Here is a 14,627-nt window from a genome sequence, read left to right as displayed (position 1 = left end):
GCGACAGACAATGCAGAAATGACCGGGATAAGACGCCTGGTGATCTTATTACTCATGGCCCCATCCAATTGATGGCGCTTTAGTCACGGGACCCCCCTCTTGCGCCCGTTCCCTTTGATGGCGTTATGAAATCGACCCGACCCCTCTCCTTCATCGGCAGCAATTAGGTAGATGCGCGAGAAGCCGACCTCACTTCAAAGAGCTCGTCCCGTAGGGCGTTCGGCTTGCGGAGCGCGGGCTAGGTCCTTTTGGTCTTTGTGCAGCACGCGACTCTCGATCCGGTTGACATGCTGTCGATATGGATGTCTACTTTCCTGTATGGAAAATGAATGCCTTGCTGAGGAATCGCTGGCGATCGCCGATGCGTCACGTAGCGCAGCTGTGCGACGATCTCGCTCGCCGTGGTGGTTTTACCCGGCCAACGGAGTCGCCGTCGGCGCGGCGGTCGTCGCTGTGCTGTTGGCCGACGGGATTGGCAGAGGCGTCGCCGTGGTTCTGATGGCTGTTTCAACGATGCTCCTGGAATTCGCGCGACGACGCGTGACGGGCACCCGGACTACGGAATTCGGTCGCGGTCGGGCTACAGCGTATGCCACCGTGTTTTTGATGCTCAGCCTGGCGACTTTGGCAGTGGGCTGGGCCTTCGTCATCGAGCGCGATGTCGTCTGGGTTGCCTGGGTTGCCGGCCCGGTCGTCTGTGTCCTGGTGGTGGCAAGCGGCTGGGTTTTCGAGCGAACACTGGCATCCAAGATGAGGCGATAACGATCGTGACGGGGATGGCCGAGCTCAACGAGACTATTCATCCCACGCGTCGATTGGCGATCTGCGCTTTCCTGGTCGAGGTGGTGGAGGCGGAGTTTGCAGCGCTCCGCGATTCGTTGCACATCAGCGACTCGTCCCTGAGCAAGCATCTCGCCACTCTCAGAGAGGCAGGCTATGTGCGCGTCTACAAGCGGACACATGACGGACGGGCCTGGACCTGGGTCGCATTGACGAGGGACGGCCGAACGGCATACAAATCCCACATCAGGGCCCTGCGCCAGATGACCAAGCTCTAGGACCCTCCGACCGCGTGATCCCTTCGAGGACCCTCGACCCCGAAAGCAAAGTCGCCGGCGCACGTGACTCGATGTGATCCCGTAGAGGGTTCCCCTCTGACACGGCATCGCCGTGCGCGGCCGCCGGGCGGTGTGGCCCCAGATCTGTCGCGCTGGCCGTCCGGCTTGCGGGACGTGCGTGGCCTCGCCAAAGGATTATATGGAATAGGCTCAGAAATGGATCGGGGGGCCAATCGTGCACGCACTTCCACTTGTGGTTTCGAGAGTCCATCTCGCGGGCGAAGTAAACATTCATACTCCAGGCAGGACGAACCAAGCAGCTGCGGTCGTCGGCCTGGTTGCTTTTGTCATCTCAATCGCTGGCTCCGGGGTTCCCGCTTTTTGGAGTGACGAGGTCGCGACGCTTCGGGCGGTCCGGCTCAGTTGGCAGGAGCTCTTTGCGTTTGTCGAACACAAGGATGCGGTGCACGCCGCGTACTACTCCCTATTGAAGTTCTGGGTGGGCGTGTTCGGCGAGTCCGAGTTGGCGACACGGTCGTTCTCCGCGCTTGCCGTTGGGGCTGCGGCTGCAGGGCTGGTCGTCTTGGTCACGTCCATGACGAGCATGAGAGTTGCCGTCATGGCAGGCGTGATCTTTGCTGTGCTCCCACGTACGACCTCCATGGGTATCGAAGCTCGCTCGTTTGCGCTGAGTGCAGCTGTTGTAACGTGGGCCACCATCGTCCTTCTGGTGGCCGCGCGCACCAGAGACTGGCGCTGGTGGGCCCTTTACGCGGTCATTGTCGCAGCCGGAACCTATATTTTCTTATATACCGTGCTCATCCTCGCCGTTCACTTTGTTTTCTTGCTTCTGGACTATCGCGCACGCCGCGTGCTCGCGGCGTGGTTGTTCGCCGCATCCGGCGCCGTGGTGGCGGCACTCCCAATTCTTGTTGTGAGCGTCCAGCAGAAGGAGCAGATTGCATGGCTATCCGACCTGCCGGTCGTCACTATCTGGACTATTTTCGCGAAGCCAGCGTTTGATAGTTCCTGGCTTGTTGCGGCACTAGCGTGGTGCGCCTTGCTCGTGCTCGCTTTTCGGTGTCGAAGATTTTGGGCAGGACCGCATGGAGGCGCATTTCGGCTTGCTGCGTCCTGGTTTTCGGTTCCGCTGGTTCTGCTCCTGACCGCTGATGCCCTTGTGGGCCCTCTGTACAACGCCCGGTATCTTTCCTTCACCGCTCCGGCAGTCGCCGTTCTTCTGGCGATTGCTTTCACGCTATCGGCGCGGGCGATGGTCGTCTGGGCATTGGTTGGCGTTCTCGTGTTAGCCAGCGCACCCACTTACATCTCCCAGCGAAAACCGTTCGCGAAGGACGGCGGCAGTGATCTCTCCCAGATTGCCGACTACATTCGCTCCAACGCGGCCCAGGGCGACGGAATCTACTTGCAGGATACGGGCAAATCCACGCTCAGGCCGCGACTAGCTCTCTACGCCTACCCGGCGGCGTTCACCAGCACCGAAGACATTGCATTCGAGGCACCTTTCACAACGACGGGTACTTTTTCCGATGAAACACGATCACTCGATGAGATCGAGTCGAAGCTGGTGGGACTCGAACGCATCTGGGTTGTCACGGCCGGCTCAACAGGTACCGATGCTGCCCGGAAGATAAACGCGGCCTTCCACACGATGGGGTTCTTCGACACCAGCTCGCACAAAACGAATCGTTCCGTCATCGCCCTGTATGAACGCTAACGTGGTCCCGATGGGGGCCACAGAAAATCACTTGAGAACACTCGTTGTAGTACCTACGTACTGCGAGGCCGAGACGGTGGAAGCCATCATCGAATGGGTGTTTGCCGCTGACCCAGTACTGCATGTTCTCATCGTCGACGACAACAGCCCTGACGGCACCGGCGAACTGGCAAAATCTGTAGCAGCCAAAGAATCGAGACTCTTCGTCCTCGAACGCCCCGGGAAGGCTGGTTTGGGTGCCGCATACATCGCCGGATTCGAATGGGCGTTGCAACGAGACTATGAAGTCATCGTCGAGATGGACGCTGACGGGTCCCATCAGCCGGAAGAACTTCCCCTCCTTCTCACCGCTGTCGAAGCTGGGGCTGGATTGGCAGTTGGAACACGATGGATGCCTGGAGGTCGTGTGCTCAACTGGCCCTGTCGCCGCAAACTCATCTCCCGCGCAGGCACCCTGTATGCGCGGCTCCTGCTCGGTAGCAAACTGCGCGATATCACCTCCGGGTTTCGCGCGTTCAGGGCCACAACGCTGTCCGAGGTCCTCCGCCGTGAGATCTCCTCCCATGGCTACAGTTTTCAAATTGAGATGGCGTGGAATGTTGAACGCTCGGGCGCTTTCATCGTGGAAGTCCCGATCACATTCATTGAGCGCGCTCACGGCAACTCAAAGATGTCCTCACGCATTGTGATCGAAGCGATCGGCCGAGTCACGCACTGGGGCGTCACCCGACGACGAACGCGAGTCCAAGCGAACTCACTCACCGCTGACTCTCGCGGACCGAAAGTCGCGAGCACTACGGGCGATCCGTTCACACAGAGTGTTGCGGTAGAGGTTCCCCCGGGAAACAGTTCAAAACGGGGTTTGGGCGATTGCGGCAATTGCGGCAGTGTGGCACCGGGACGGAGTTGTGGGAATGTTGACCAATGGGGGAATCTAGTGCTGGGTGTCGACAGCGAAGCACTGGTTCAGGTCGTTCACGGTGAGCGCCCGTGGAGCAGTCGGCTCGATGATGGCGGCGACTCTGGTTTCCAGGGCGCTGGGCTTTGCGAAGGCCATTCTGCTGGTCGCCGCCATCGGCGGGACAAGTGCGGCCGTCGCGGGTCAAACGTTTGAAATCGCGAACTCGGCGCCGACCTATCTGTTCGCCCTAATCGCCGGCGGCGTCCTCGGCGCCGTACTTGTTCCCCAGCTCGTTCGGAACCTGCACGCTGGCCCCTCGGGCCAGGAAGACACTGACCGCCTTCTGACGATCATCCTGATCGGCGGGGCCGGCGCCACGGTCGTCCTCACCTTATGTGCGCCGGGCATCGTCTGGATCTACGCCACGACGTGGTCCGCGCCGTGGCTAGGGCTTGCCACGTCGATGGCGTACTGGTGCCTGCCGCAAATTTTCTTTCTCATCGCCTTCGCCGTCTTGTCGCAGGTGTTGAACGCGCGAGGCGTGTTCGGTGCCCCCGCCTGGGCACCTGCAATCTCGAACGTCGTTGGCATCGGCGGCATCCTAGTGTTCCTCGTCGCTTTGCCCTCCGGACTGGGTGACGCTGGCTCGTGGAACCCACTAATGGTCGCGGTCCTCAGCGGTGCCGCCACCTTGGCCATCGCCGTCCAATCCCTTTTGCTGCTGATTCCGCTGCGTCGCATCGGCTTCCGTCTGCGCATCCGATGGGGCTTTGCCGGTCTCGGCCACATGTCCTCGCTGGCCGGCTGGACTCTGGGTGGGGTATTTGCCAGTCAAGTGGCCTACCTGCTGACGGCGAACATAGCCAACAGCGCCGGAGAGTCACTCAACCAATCGGGCATCGACGGGCCAAGCCTGAACTCCCTCTCGATCGCATACCTGCTAATGCTTCTGCCCCATGGAATTGTGACCGTGTCATTGACCACGGCCCTCTACACACGCATGAGCGGCGCGGCCGCACGCATCAACTTCGCTGAAGTCGAGTTCTTGTCCAATCTCGCGCTTCGACCTGTCGCATATGTGTCACTCGCCGCTGCGGCAGTTTTCGTCGCTGTCGGGCCGATTCTGACTGAGGCGATCTTTGGCACGCCCCTCATCGGCCACGTCTTGCAGGTGCTGGCGGTCGGCCTCGTCGGCTTCAGCCAGGCCTACGTCCTCAACCGCACATCCTTCACTATGCAAGACGCCCGAGGCCCGTTCATCACACAACTCACCATCGCCGTGCTCTCTGCAGCCGGTGCGCTGACAGCGGCGATCCTGCTGCCCCCGCACCTGACCGTTATCGGAATCGCCGCCGGCATCTCGATCGCAAACATCGCCGGATGGTCGACAGCTCACGTCCTACTCCGACGAACTTTCCGAAAACGCGGACACGAACCCGACTCCGAGCCGGCCGCGGTGTGGGGCCTAACCCGGCTACTGGTGACGGCAATGATCAGCGCCGCAGCCGGGCTAGCCACGACGACTATCATCGGCACGCCAGCCAGCTTCATCGGAAGGGCCCTGATTTTCCTCCTCGCAGCCGCGATCGTCAGCGGAGTGTTTGTTGGGATCAGTTGGCTCTTGGGCGACCGCACAATCAACGATCTCCGGCGGTAGCCGCAGCAAGAACTGTTTCCGCGATCCGACAGCCCTTCTCGGATGCGTAACCTTCCAACGGGAATCCCGTATCGGGTTCCTGTGTCGGAACGTAACGGAACACGTTGACCGCTTGATCTCCAAGCTCTTCGTGACCTACTCGCCGCAGGAAGGCAACCGGCGAGACCCTGTGTACCAGTCCCTCTAGGCTCTTTGGGCGGCAACGTTTGTTCGGTCGAGACTGTCGCGGAAGCGGTCCGTCACCAAGTACGAGGGCGCGCCAGCCCGACACCGCAACCGGCACAGGAACGGGTATGTCATGGCCATATCTATTAGCCGCCTCGCTGCGGCCTTAATAATTCTTTCGACGGCGATATTGACTGGGTGCGCCGATGCCGCGGTAAAGGCGGGGCCACAGTTAGGAAACGAAAGCCGGCCTACGGCCGCAGCCGCAGCGATAAGTGCGACGAGCCTCGCTGATAATACCGTCGGTATGTTTTCAACCGCGACCCGTAACTTAGATGCGTGCAGCGTTGAGCCACTCGGCTCGATCAGCAACCCGGACGCGCCCCGACGCTATTCGTGCTCTCTTTACCGGGTCACGCTTGTTGCCTTCGCACCGGCGTTGGAGGCCTCAGCGGCCGCGTTGCTCCTCGACCAAGAATTTGCAGCACGATCGTGCGTGGCGTTATGGCCTCTGACGTCAGTGGATACGCAAGCCGCTTGGGAAGAGCTTGGAACAGCGCAGCGCAGCCTGTTCAAGGCCGGTACGACTGTAGCGGTGAGCAAGTAACGGTGACACTGGGCCGAGCCGACAACGCGATCATTAGAACGCTGGCGCAAACGCCGCCTAGTCCACTGTCCAACACAGTCGTCACTGATGAACCTCCGATAGGGCTTGTCCCTCTGGACGAAGACCTCAAATCAAACGAAGTTTTAGTCGGTTTCATTGAAACCACGGTGAGATACGGTGACGTCACCGTGTGCGGTGAATTGCGCCTGTGCTAGAGCGGTAATCCGGGCACATAAAATCGAGCGCAGAATATTTGCACGGAATGACGAAGCGGTTCAAGGGTAGTGACTGGGGACGTCGTGGTTATCCGAATCGGCATGAGGCGGATGCGGCTGATCGTCCGGAGTCTTGCTCCGTGGCAGCCTAACCGCCGAAGTCAGCGAGCATCGAGATGGAGGATCCAGCCGCGTGACATGCCGCGGCGATGGCAGACGTGGCACCCTGCCACTCAGCCGACTCATGGTCAAAGCGTGCACCACTGGGCGAAGCCTCGGCTGTTTTCAGGAAGATCACGGAAGCCGTGACTAGGTCTCCGACCTCAGAATCGTTCACCAACACATGCTCATACCCGGTGGCGACCATGTCCATCTGAGCAACGAGCTGATCTACGGTCAGGACTCCGGCTGCAAAACCGGCCGCAGCGTTGCCCTCCATCGTGGCGATTGCCGTGACCTGTCCGCAAACATGGTCCGTGCTTTAGCAGAGGCGCTGTGAAGAGACGAGATGGTTCCGCAGAGGATGTGGGTGACCTCATCATCAAGACCTGTCTGGCTCATCGTGGTCAAGTCACGATGCCCGGATGCCCGACCCATGAGAACGGCCTGGTCGTTGACCTCATACACCTCCGCTGCGGCCGAGCCTGCCCACCAGGCCAGGACGGGGCCACCGCGGCCCCCTTCGGCGATCCGAGCGACCTTGAGCATGACGTCTCGATCATGCCAGCGCCCCGGAACCAACCAGCTGGAGGGCGTCGTCACCGTTTCGCCGTGTGGCTGGATAGCCCAGCGATCTAAATAGATTGGCACTGTTCCCGCAACCCAATCCACGAGCACGATTGTACGGGCTGACACGCAAACCCGTCAGTTCCCGCCACTACGCTTGGGAAACGCCCGCGTCGCGTGAGACGTTCCACCTGCGGGCGCAGGTAGGAGTTACTGAAAGGATAGGGACATGGATCCCGTCTGGCTGCTCGTTGTGCTCATCCTCGTAGTCGTGTTCGCGAGCATCAGCATCGTCGGCGCCCTTCATCGAATTCGTGATGCGAGCGAAAAGACTGTCGCACTTCTCGAGGCGCAGGCTGCTGCTCAAAAGCCTGGGGCGCCATCTCGCTGAGCGTTCGGCTAACTGGACGCCACACTCGCCGCTACAAGCGGTGTTTCGCCGTCAGTGACGACTCGAGAACACGTTGTGGCGCTGACCTACCAACGAACGACGTTCGCTCCATCTGCGCCGCGCTGTGGTTCCTTAATCGTCGACCCAGGGAGGTCGATGACTTCTCCGCCAATCTTGGTGACCGTGCCGCCTCGCACGCCGGCGTTCTCGATTCGACCGGCGACTGTCAAGGATCCGGCGAGGCGGCCGCCGATCGCCACTCGAAGAGCGCCATTGGCGTCGACGTGCACGCTCCCGTTCTGTGCCCCGAGGACTTCGCTCGTCGCGGAGGAACCGATTGTCAACGACCCGTTGTGCACGCCGTGGATGGCGACGTGCGCGGATGGTTGCACCGTCAGCGACCCGTTGTGGGTGGCGCCTCGCACGATAGTGAGCGTCCCGTCGTGCACGCACACTGATCCATTGTGTGTGCCGCTCAGAGTGTTGTCCCCGTCGACGACGAGAGGCGGCTTTTCGACCTCGACTCCACCGGCTTTGATGAAAATGTCGTTCGGATGAGAGTGGTCCACAGTGGCCTCCAATATAGCTAGTTGTCGTTACCGTACCGGGTACCGCCGACAGTCGAATTACGGGGAGGTCCTCTTCAGGTGCGGACGTCCCGTTAGCCGTTCGGTTTGCGGGACGCCATAGGTGAAGGACAAGGTATTGTTCGTGGCGGGCCGGAAACACCTACGCCTATTTCGTGCTTTTTATAGCGCGGTGTGATCGCTGTCACCCGGTGGCGGCTTGGGCGCACGAGTCATCCTGCGCTGTTTGACCGGTGAGTCCGTCCAACGCTTGAACGGTCGGCTGTGGAGTGGGGACTCCGGTTTCGGTCGTCGCCGGCGTTGACGTTTCGACCGGCACCGGTGCATCCGGTGTTGGAGCCGGTGTTGGCGTTGTTCCGGGGAGGGTGAAGGGTTCATCGGTGGCGAGTTTGGTGAACATGTCGGCGGCCACCGCTTCCGTGGGAACGACCTTGCCGGGGAAGCGGGAGTCTCCGGTCGTGCCGGGATACTGCACGAACAGCAACCGATCCAGGTCGATGTCTTGGAGGGCCAGGGCCATGGATACCATGGTGTCGATATCGGCGAGGGACGTCGACAGCTTAATTTTAGATGCCGCGGTGTTGGCGAGGTTGATCAGGGTCGGGATGTTCGTGAGGGTTCCGTTGCCCTGTACGGTGCGCATGAGTGAGGCCATGTAGATCTGTTGGGAGGAAATCCGTGCCAGGTCGCTTTGGTCGCCGACGCCGTGGCGGCTGCGCAGAAATGCCAGTGCGGTGTCTCCGGCGACGACGCTCGTGCCCGCGGGCAGATACAGGCCTGCAGAGTCGTCGTTGATGGGTGCATCCAGGCAGATGGGCACTCCGCCGACAGCGTCGCTCATTTGCACGACCCCGTTGAACGAGATAAGTCCGGCATACGGGATGGTGAGTCCCGTCAGCTCGGACACGGTTTTGACCACACACGGTAGCCCGCCCCGGGACATTGCCTCATTGATGGGGCGTGCGGCCATCGCTGAAAACTCGGCTCCGGTCGTGACGTCGGTGCACTCGGGGTGCGCCACGATGAGGTCGCGTGGGATGCTCACGACGACAGCGTTGCTGTGGTCTGCGGACACGTGCACGAGAATGTTCACATCGTTGAGGGTGCCGTCGCGGTCGCCGTACGCCGCGCTTTGAGTTGCATCGTTGTCGACGCCCACCATGAGAATGTTGAAACCGTTTTCGTAGCTTTCGAGCTGTGGCACGGGCGCTGCCGTGTCGCCAGCGGTGATGTCGATGGCATTGTCGTCGACCGTCTTGCTGAAGCTCCACACCGCGACAGCAGCCACGGCTGAGGTGCTGACTACGGCAACGGTCAGAACGGCTGCCACCAGTTTGAGGGCGGTGGCATACGGATTCGAGCGCTTTAATCGACCATGACGTGCGATCCCGATCATCCGTTTGCTTCGCCTGCTCGCGTCAACCACACAGCCCCGTCCCCTTGCGCCCGGTCTGTGACCGAACTATCTCTTTGCGTTAGACCGATCATGCCCCTCGACGTCGCGCTGGGCCCTTCCGAGGTTACCGCTTTCGACGGCGACGGCTGTGGCGCGCGGACGGGGCCCTCGTTACCGAGACTGGAGTTGCTGGGCGCCATGCTGGCCAGGGGAATCCTCCTCAGGCTGCCCTGGCACTCAATCCGTCAGTGGGTCTTTCTTGAGGTCGCAGGTGCTGAGACTCGCGTCCTAATACCCTTTGGACGCTGTGCGTGGTTCCGAATCAACCGGTCCAACCTGAATGTCACCGGAGGGGAAACCGAGGCAGATTGTGAAGGTTCTGTCCACGGACAGTGATTTGGTTGCTCCCGGCAGCGCCAGAAGTTCGGTGCGGTCGCCCCGAAGTCGATGTTGCTTTCGCTGTAGCGATACGGTGCAAGTATGGGGAAAATTTGGGGGTGCACTGTTCCGTGCCAGAAACTTGGCTGTACTTGCAACGATCTCGTGCTGACTGGGTGCACAGCCTCGGCTCCAGACACCCGTGATTGGGCCTGGGGAACTTCGTTCCCTCCAATAGCTGCGTCTCACGTAGAAAGGGACTCTGACATGCTTCTCTTCCCTGCTGCGTATGACGACTTTGGGGCGGTGGGAATGCAGCCCGTAGCAGTCAATATCTGGAATGACAACGTGCAATTCGCGGTGGATAGGGAGAGTCTTGTCGTCGAACGAGGTGAGGTCGCCCTCCTCGCCCGTCATGTAGAACTGCGGAACACGTCACTGCGGGCGAAACGTTGAGCAGCGCGAGGAGTCCGATCCGGTACCCGAATACCGGATCCCGAACCTTCATGACTCGGCGGGCCTGGTGGCTCGTCGTCCTCAATATCTTCATCCCCGGCTCCGCTCAGGTGCTCGCCGGTAGTCGGGCACTGGGCCGGTTTGGCCTACGCGCCACGCTGAGTTTCCTCGCCCTTGTCGTAGTGACCGGCGCCGCATATGCGATGAATCCGGAGATGCTGCTCACCGTGGCCACTAACTCGATCGGTTTGTGGATCATCGCCGTCGTGATGGTGTCCTATGCCGTGGTGTGGGTTGTCTTGACGTTCGACACGATCCGGCTAGTGCGCCTGGTGAAGGCCCGACCGAAGGCGCGCCCGTTTATCGCGGGGCTCGCGACCGTCGTGCTGGTGTCCGTGGTCGGCGTCGCCGGGTATGGTGCCTCCGTAGCCACAACGGCCAGTGGTTTCCTATCCTCGGTTTTCGCGGCTGGACCGTCGGAGGCGCCCGTCGACGGCCGCTACAACATCCTGCTGCTCGGCGGCGACGCTGGCGCCGACCGGTTGGGTATGCGGCCCGACAGCATGTCGGTCGTCAGCATCGATGCCGAGACGGGCAAGGCCGACATCATTGGCCTACCCCGCGACCTCGAAGTCGTGCCGTTCCCGGCGGACTCGCCATTGAAGGCGGTCTACCCGGACGGCTACGGTTACGCCAATCGGTGCGACGTGAATGTTTGCATGCTCAACTCGATCTATACCGAGGTCGCTTTGAAGAGCCCGGAGATGTACCCCGACGCCCGTGCCGCCGGCAGCGAACCAGGGATTGAAGGCATGCGCGACGCCGCCAGGGGAATCACCGGCCTCACCATCCAGTACTACGTGCTCATTGACATGCAAGGCTTCTCCGACCTGATCGATTCCCTCGGCGGCGTAGACGTCACGGTCACCGACCGTGTTCCGCTCGGCGGCGATGAGGCACTGCATGACGTGGCGGAGTGGTTCGAGCCGGGCCAGCAGCATATGGACGGCTACCACGCCACCTGGTATGCACGCTCCAGGCACGGAACGAGCGACTACGACCGCATGGCCCGCCAGCGCATCCTGCAAGAGGCGATCCTCGAACAGTTCAACCCGGCGAACGTGCTCACAAAGTTCCAAGGTGTGGCCCAGGCGGGCCAGCAGGTCGTCAAGACCGACGTACCGCAGGGAATGCTCGGCTACTTCGCAAACCTGGCCGGCAAGACCAGAGATCTACCGGTGGGTAGTGTCGAGTTGGTTCCGGATAATGGCGTCGACCCGCAGAACCCGGACTACGACTACATCCGCAGCCTGATCGCCACCGCCCTTAGATAAATTCGAGTTGTGTTGCCAGAGCTAGGGCACCGCGACTGGGTGTCGCTTCTCGAGATGCAGTGGTGGCTTTCATCAGATTCCCGCAAGGGGGTTCCCCCTGCGGGACGGGCGCAACTCGGCTGCTCGCGTAGCCCGGTCTCCAGGCCTTGTGCGGACGGCCGTGCTGCCCGTCCTGGACGAACGAACGGACGAGGTCTTGCGCTGAAGGGGTGCGCTGCCGTTCGGTCGTCCAGTTGCACTATTCCTTCGCGGCTGCGACGATCGGCATGGGGGGAATGAACACGATGGCACGAATGCTTTTTGGCGATATCTCGCCGTTCACCTATCGAATCTCGCTGCGCAAGATGATTGTGCTCCGCCACGTTCGCAACTTGGCGCACCGCGTGCGATTCGCCATTCAGCGGGCCGAGCCACTCCCAATCCTGCTCTACAGCCACAATTCCCTAATTCGCCGCAAACTCGGAAATGTCGACCTCCAGCTGCAGGAGAACAAGGCCGTGAACCTGTCGCTGGCAGCCCCACACATCAACGGCGTCCTCATTCGCCCGGGTGAGACCTTCTCGTTCTGGCACCTCATCGGGGCGACGACCGCCGGCCGCGGATACCGAGATGGCCTAACCATCAGCTCGGGACGGGCCACCTCGGGCCTGGGCGGCGGAATCTGCCAATTCACCAACTTGCTTCATTGGATGGTGCTGCACAGCCCACTCACCATCACGGAGCACCACCACCATGACAGCCTGGACCTGTTTCCCGACTTCAACCGGCAGATCCCGTTCGGCACGGGGACGTCGGTGATGTTCAACTATCTCGACTATCGAGTGCGAAACGACACCGACCAGGAATTTCAGTTCGTTGTGACAACCACACCGGAGTATCTGGTGGGCGAGCTGCGCACCACGACGGCACTCGACGTGAAGTTCCACATCCACGAGACTGACGCCTACTTCTATGAGCACGACGGCGAGGTCTACCGGCACAACTGCATTTATCGCAGCACGCGGTCGAAGGTCACCGGCAATGAGCTCGAGCGCGTGCTACTGATCGAGAGCGATGCGCGAGTGGCCTACGACCGGACCCTGATAACGACCGCAATTCGACCACAGCAACAGCGGGCGGAACTTTTAGCGCTCCGGCAGCACCAGGCATGACTGTGCTCTGACATTCGGCGTAACCCTCGTGAGCGGGGCGCGGCCGGCGCTGCCTCCTGGCCACAGCCCTCCTGTCCGTGCAGGTTCGCGCCGACATCCGACTTCTCATCGTCCCGTAGAGGGTTCCGCTATGGCATCGGTTGCGGCAGTCTGACTCGGCACAGGTAGCCTCTCCCTATGGAAGATGAGTTGACCATTTCGATCGCCACCCACGCCGACGACGCTGTCGCGGACGAGATTCGCCGATTGCTTCCGCAGCTGTCACAGACAGCTATGTTCGACAGGGAAATTCTTAATCGGATGCTGGAGAACGAGTCAGTCGATCTCTTCCTTGCGCAGCTCGCTGGTCGGGTTGTAGGAATGGCCACCCTCGTAACGTTTCCCATCCCGACCGGGGTCCGGGGTCACATTGATGACGTTGTGGTGGACGAACTTACCCGTGGTAGAGGGATCGCTCGTGAATTATTGACCGCGATGATTGCCAGAGCGCAGACGCTGGGACTGCGGAGCCTGGACCTGACGTCGCGCCCATCCAGAGAATCCGCGATCCGGCTTTATGAGGCCTCCGGATTCGTACGCCGTGATTCCATTTTGTTTCGACACCAGCCCATCGATTCTCAATGAGAAATTCCCTCCCGGGCGCACGGAAAACAAAGCCCTGAAACTGCACATTCGCGCAACCGTCCCGCAGAGAGTTCCTCTTGTGGATGTTTTACAACGGTCACGACAGCGCCGAGAAGCCTGAACCAGCGGCCTCGTTGGGAGGGATTGGCTCTCGAACGAGCCGGCTGGAAAGAGGCAGGCCCGCGATCGATGAACGTGGCCGCCATATCCACGATGCGACCGCCAATAAGAATGGGGCTCCGCCGGATTACTTCGATTCGAAGAAGGGCGAATCTGCCGGCCAAAGTTCTCCGCCCATACTCATCTGGGCCGTCAGGAGATCTTCGGGGTTTTCGCTTCCAACAACCCACAGGTCACCGACGAGGAAAAGGCCAGTCTCGGGGCTGGCCTCGTTAAGTTGCAGGAGACCGTCCAGGTCGGCCTGAGTAGCGAAAGTATTTAGACCGTTTTCACTGTTGCGGCACACGCCCGATTCAAACGAACCGGACATGACGTTCTCTGTGACTACCCATTCACAGGGCAGACCCGTGGCGATGTAGGCCTCGTGCAGTTCATCCAAGGTGAGCGTCGCTTTAGCGACAGTATCCGGCGCCGTCGTTTGGGTTTCTGGCGTTGCTACGGTGGTCTCGGATGACTCCGGCAGTGACGACGCTGTGCAGCCTGCGAGAGCAGCGACGACGATCGTTATAGCGGCTAACGCAAGTGACGTGCGGATGGTGACCCCCAGAGCAGATGAGGACGCCTTGAGCGCCCGACTCAGTTAAGACACTATCGCGCCATCAATGTTGGCGGCGCTGCGGTGGCGGCAATGTCGCCGCGGGTTAGCCAGCTTCGACTGGCTAGAGGCGAACCATGTCCCGTAGAGGGTTCGCCTGTGATAAAACGTCGGCGCACTCGGCCGCCAGGTGGTTTTGCCTCAGATCTGTCGCGCTCGACGCCCCCTACGGGCGCCCCACGCCATGGCGGTCGACTGGGAGAGAAGTGCCCGACAGCGTGGTGCGGGTCTCGCGCTAAAGTTCAGGAATGGGGAATCGTATTGTCAAGCCCCGGGTTTTGTGGAGGCTCGGTTAGGCCCGTTTCATCTGGGTGATGGCGGGCTGGTGGGTGTAGAAGTTCGTTTCGGCTTCGATGGGTGGGATGTGGCCGAGTTCGCCGTGGAGGCGCCGTTGGTTGAACCAATCGAAGTATTCGGCGACGGCGATCTCGAGGTCGTCGATCCCGAACCAGGGGCCGCGGTTGCGGA

14 protein-coding genes are annotated in these 14,627 nt (G+C 60.9%); 9 read left to right on the top strand and 5 right to left on the bottom strand.

Annotated features, from left to right (window positions below; translation table 11 throughout):
• Positions 1 to 318: 318 nt before the first annotated feature.
• From QMF22_RS17035 to murJ, 5 genes are all read left to right on the top strand, one after another.
• Positions 319 to 762: a hypothetical protein gene (locus QMF22_RS17035; protein ID WP_283455845.1), complete on the top strand. Its 444-nt coding sequence runs from the start codon at positions 319 to 321 to the stop codon at positions 760 to 762.
• A 14-nt stretch (positions 763 to 776) separates the two neighbouring features.
• Positions 777 to 1,058 carry a transcriptional regulator gene (locus QMF22_RS17030; RefSeq protein ID WP_283455844.1) on the top strand — a complete coding sequence of 94 codons (282 nt, stop codon included), beginning with the start codon at positions 777 to 779 and terminating at the stop codon, positions 1,056 to 1,058.
• 235 nt (positions 1,059 to 1,293) lie between these two features.
• Positions 1,294 to 2,796, top strand: coding sequence for a glycosyltransferase family 39 protein (locus QMF22_RS17025; RefSeq protein WP_283455843.1), 1,503 nt, complete (start codon positions 1,294 to 1,296; stop codon positions 2,794 to 2,796).
• Entirely contained in the window at positions 2,786 to 3,910 is a 1,125-nt protein-coding gene (locus QMF22_RS17415; RefSeq protein ID WP_349357112.1) for a polyprenol monophosphomannose synthase, read from the top strand. Before QMF22_RS17025 ends, QMF22_RS17415 begins: the two co-directional genes overlap by 11 nt.
• The gene (gene murJ / locus QMF22_RS17015; protein WP_283455842.1) at positions 3,804 to 5,354 is read left to right on the top strand and encodes a murein biosynthesis integral membrane protein MurJ; all 1,551 of its coding nucleotides are present in this window, start codon (positions 3,804 to 3,806) and stop codon (positions 5,352 to 5,354) included. Before QMF22_RS17415 ends, murJ begins: the two co-directional genes overlap by 107 nt.
• A 1,135-nt stretch (positions 5,355 to 6,489) precedes the next feature.
• Here the strand turns inward: murJ and QMF22_RS17010 are convergent.
• The gene (locus QMF22_RS17010) at positions 6,490 to 6,780 is read right to left on the bottom strand and encodes a hypothetical protein (RefSeq protein WP_283455841.1); all 291 of its coding nucleotides are present in this window, start codon (positions 6,778 to 6,780) and stop codon (positions 6,490 to 6,492) included.
• Positions 6,738 to 7,151: an aminoglycoside phosphotransferase family protein gene (locus tag QMF22_RS17560; RefSeq protein WP_502846977.1), complete on the bottom strand. Its 414-nt coding sequence runs from the start codon at positions 7,149 to 7,151 to the stop codon at positions 6,738 to 6,740. Before QMF22_RS17560 ends, QMF22_RS17010 begins: the two co-directional genes overlap by 43 nt.
• A gap of 145 nt (positions 7,152 to 7,296) precedes the next feature.
• Between QMF22_RS17560 and QMF22_RS17005 the strand changes: the two genes are divergently transcribed.
• The gene (locus QMF22_RS17005) at positions 7,297 to 7,458 is read left to right on the top strand and encodes a hypothetical protein (RefSeq protein ID WP_166671236.1); all 162 of its coding nucleotides are present in this window, start codon (positions 7,297 to 7,299) and stop codon (positions 7,456 to 7,458) included.
• Between the two features lie 86 nt (positions 7,459 to 7,544).
• Here the strand turns inward: QMF22_RS17005 and QMF22_RS17000 are convergent, their stop codons facing one another.
• Together QMF22_RS17000 and QMF22_RS16995 are read right to left on the bottom strand one after the other, a co-directional pair.
• Positions 7,545 to 8,027: a hypothetical protein gene (locus tag QMF22_RS17000; RefSeq protein WP_283455839.1), complete on the bottom strand. Its 483-nt coding sequence runs from the start codon at positions 8,025 to 8,027 to the stop codon at positions 7,545 to 7,547.
• 202 nt (positions 8,028 to 8,229) lie between these two features.
• Positions 8,230 to 9,441, bottom strand: a complete 1,212-nt coding sequence (locus QMF22_RS16995; RefSeq protein ID WP_283455837.1) for an LCP family protein — start codon at positions 9,439 to 9,441, stop codon at positions 8,230 to 8,232.
• An 884-nt stretch (positions 9,442 to 10,325) separates the two neighbouring features.
• On the opposite strand from QMF22_RS16995, the gene QMF22_RS16990 reads away from it, so the two are divergent.
• The 3 genes from QMF22_RS16990 (at position 10,326) to QMF22_RS16980 (ending at position 13,384) form a co-directional block, all read left to right on the top strand.
• A complete protein-coding gene (locus QMF22_RS16990) occupies positions 10,326 to 11,609 on the top strand; it encodes an LCP family protein (protein ID WP_283455835.1) in 1,284 nt (427 codons plus the stop codon).
• A gap of 293 nt (positions 11,610 to 11,902) precedes the next feature.
• On the top strand, positions 11,903 to 12,760 hold the full coding sequence (locus QMF22_RS16985) for a VanW family protein (protein ID WP_283455833.1): 858 nt from the start codon (positions 11,903 to 11,905) through the stop codon (positions 12,758 to 12,760).
• A 177-nt stretch (positions 12,761 to 12,937) separates the two neighbouring features.
• Positions 12,938 to 13,384, top strand: coding sequence for a GNAT family N-acetyltransferase (locus QMF22_RS16980; protein WP_283455831.1), 447 nt, complete (start codon positions 12,938 to 12,940; stop codon positions 13,382 to 13,384).
• A 247-nt stretch (positions 13,385 to 13,631) separates the two neighbouring features.
• Here QMF22_RS16980 and QMF22_RS16975 read toward each other — a convergent pair whose 3' ends face one another.
• Positions 13,632 to 13,943 (bottom strand): hypothetical protein, encoded by a 312-nt coding sequence (locus QMF22_RS16975; RefSeq protein ID WP_283455829.1) that lies wholly within the window; start codon positions 13,941 to 13,943, stop codon positions 13,632 to 13,634.
• Between the last annotated feature and the right edge of the window lie 684 nt (positions 13,944 to 14,627).

Origin of the sequence: Cryobacterium sp. PH31-L1 (assembly GCF_030063145.1) — a bacterium.
Classification (GTDB): domain Bacteria; phylum Actinomycetota; class Actinomycetes; order Actinomycetales; family Microbacteriaceae; genus Cryobacterium.
Note: the sequence above shows the minus strand (reverse complement) of the source record. Positions and strands in the feature narration are given on the sequence as shown.

Excerpts from the sequence above, each read along its gene's own strand:
- QMF22_RS17415 (WP_349357112.1), top strand. The coding sequence starts at position 2,786 with ATGAACGCTAACGTGGTCCCGATGGGGGCCACAGAAAATCACTTGAGA.
- QMF22_RS16990 (WP_283455835.1), top strand. The coding sequence starts at position 10,326 with ATGACTCGGCGGGCCTGGTGGCTCGTCGTCCTCAATATCTTCATCCCC.
- QMF22_RS16980 (WP_283455831.1), top strand. The coding sequence starts at position 12,938 with ATGGAAGATGAGTTGACCATTTCGATCGCCACCCACGCCGACGACGCT.
- QMF22_RS17030 (WP_283455844.1), top strand. The coding sequence starts at position 777 with ATGGCCGAGCTCAACGAGACTATTCATCCCACGCGTCGATTGGCGATC.
- QMF22_RS17005 (WP_166671236.1), top strand. The coding sequence starts at position 7,297 with ATGGATCCCGTCTGGCTGCTCGTTGTGCTCATCCTCGTAGTCGTGTTC.
- QMF22_RS16985 (WP_283455833.1), top strand. The coding sequence starts at position 11,903 with ATGCTTTTTGGCGATATCTCGCCGTTCACCTATCGAATCTCGCTGCGC.
- QMF22_RS17010 (WP_283455841.1), bottom strand. The coding sequence starts at position 6,780 with ATGGAGGGCAACGCTGCGGCCGGTTTTGCAGCCGGAGTCCTGACCGTA.
- murJ (WP_283455842.1), top strand. The coding sequence starts at position 3,804 with ATGATGGCGGCGACTCTGGTTTCCAGGGCGCTGGGCTTTGCGAAGGCC.
- QMF22_RS16995 (WP_283455837.1), bottom strand. The coding sequence starts at position 9,441 with ATGATCGGGATCGCACGTCATGGTCGATTAAAGCGCTCGAATCCGTAT.
- QMF22_RS17035 (WP_283455845.1), top strand. The coding sequence starts at position 319 with ATGGAAAATGAATGCCTTGCTGAGGAATCGCTGGCGATCGCCGATGCG.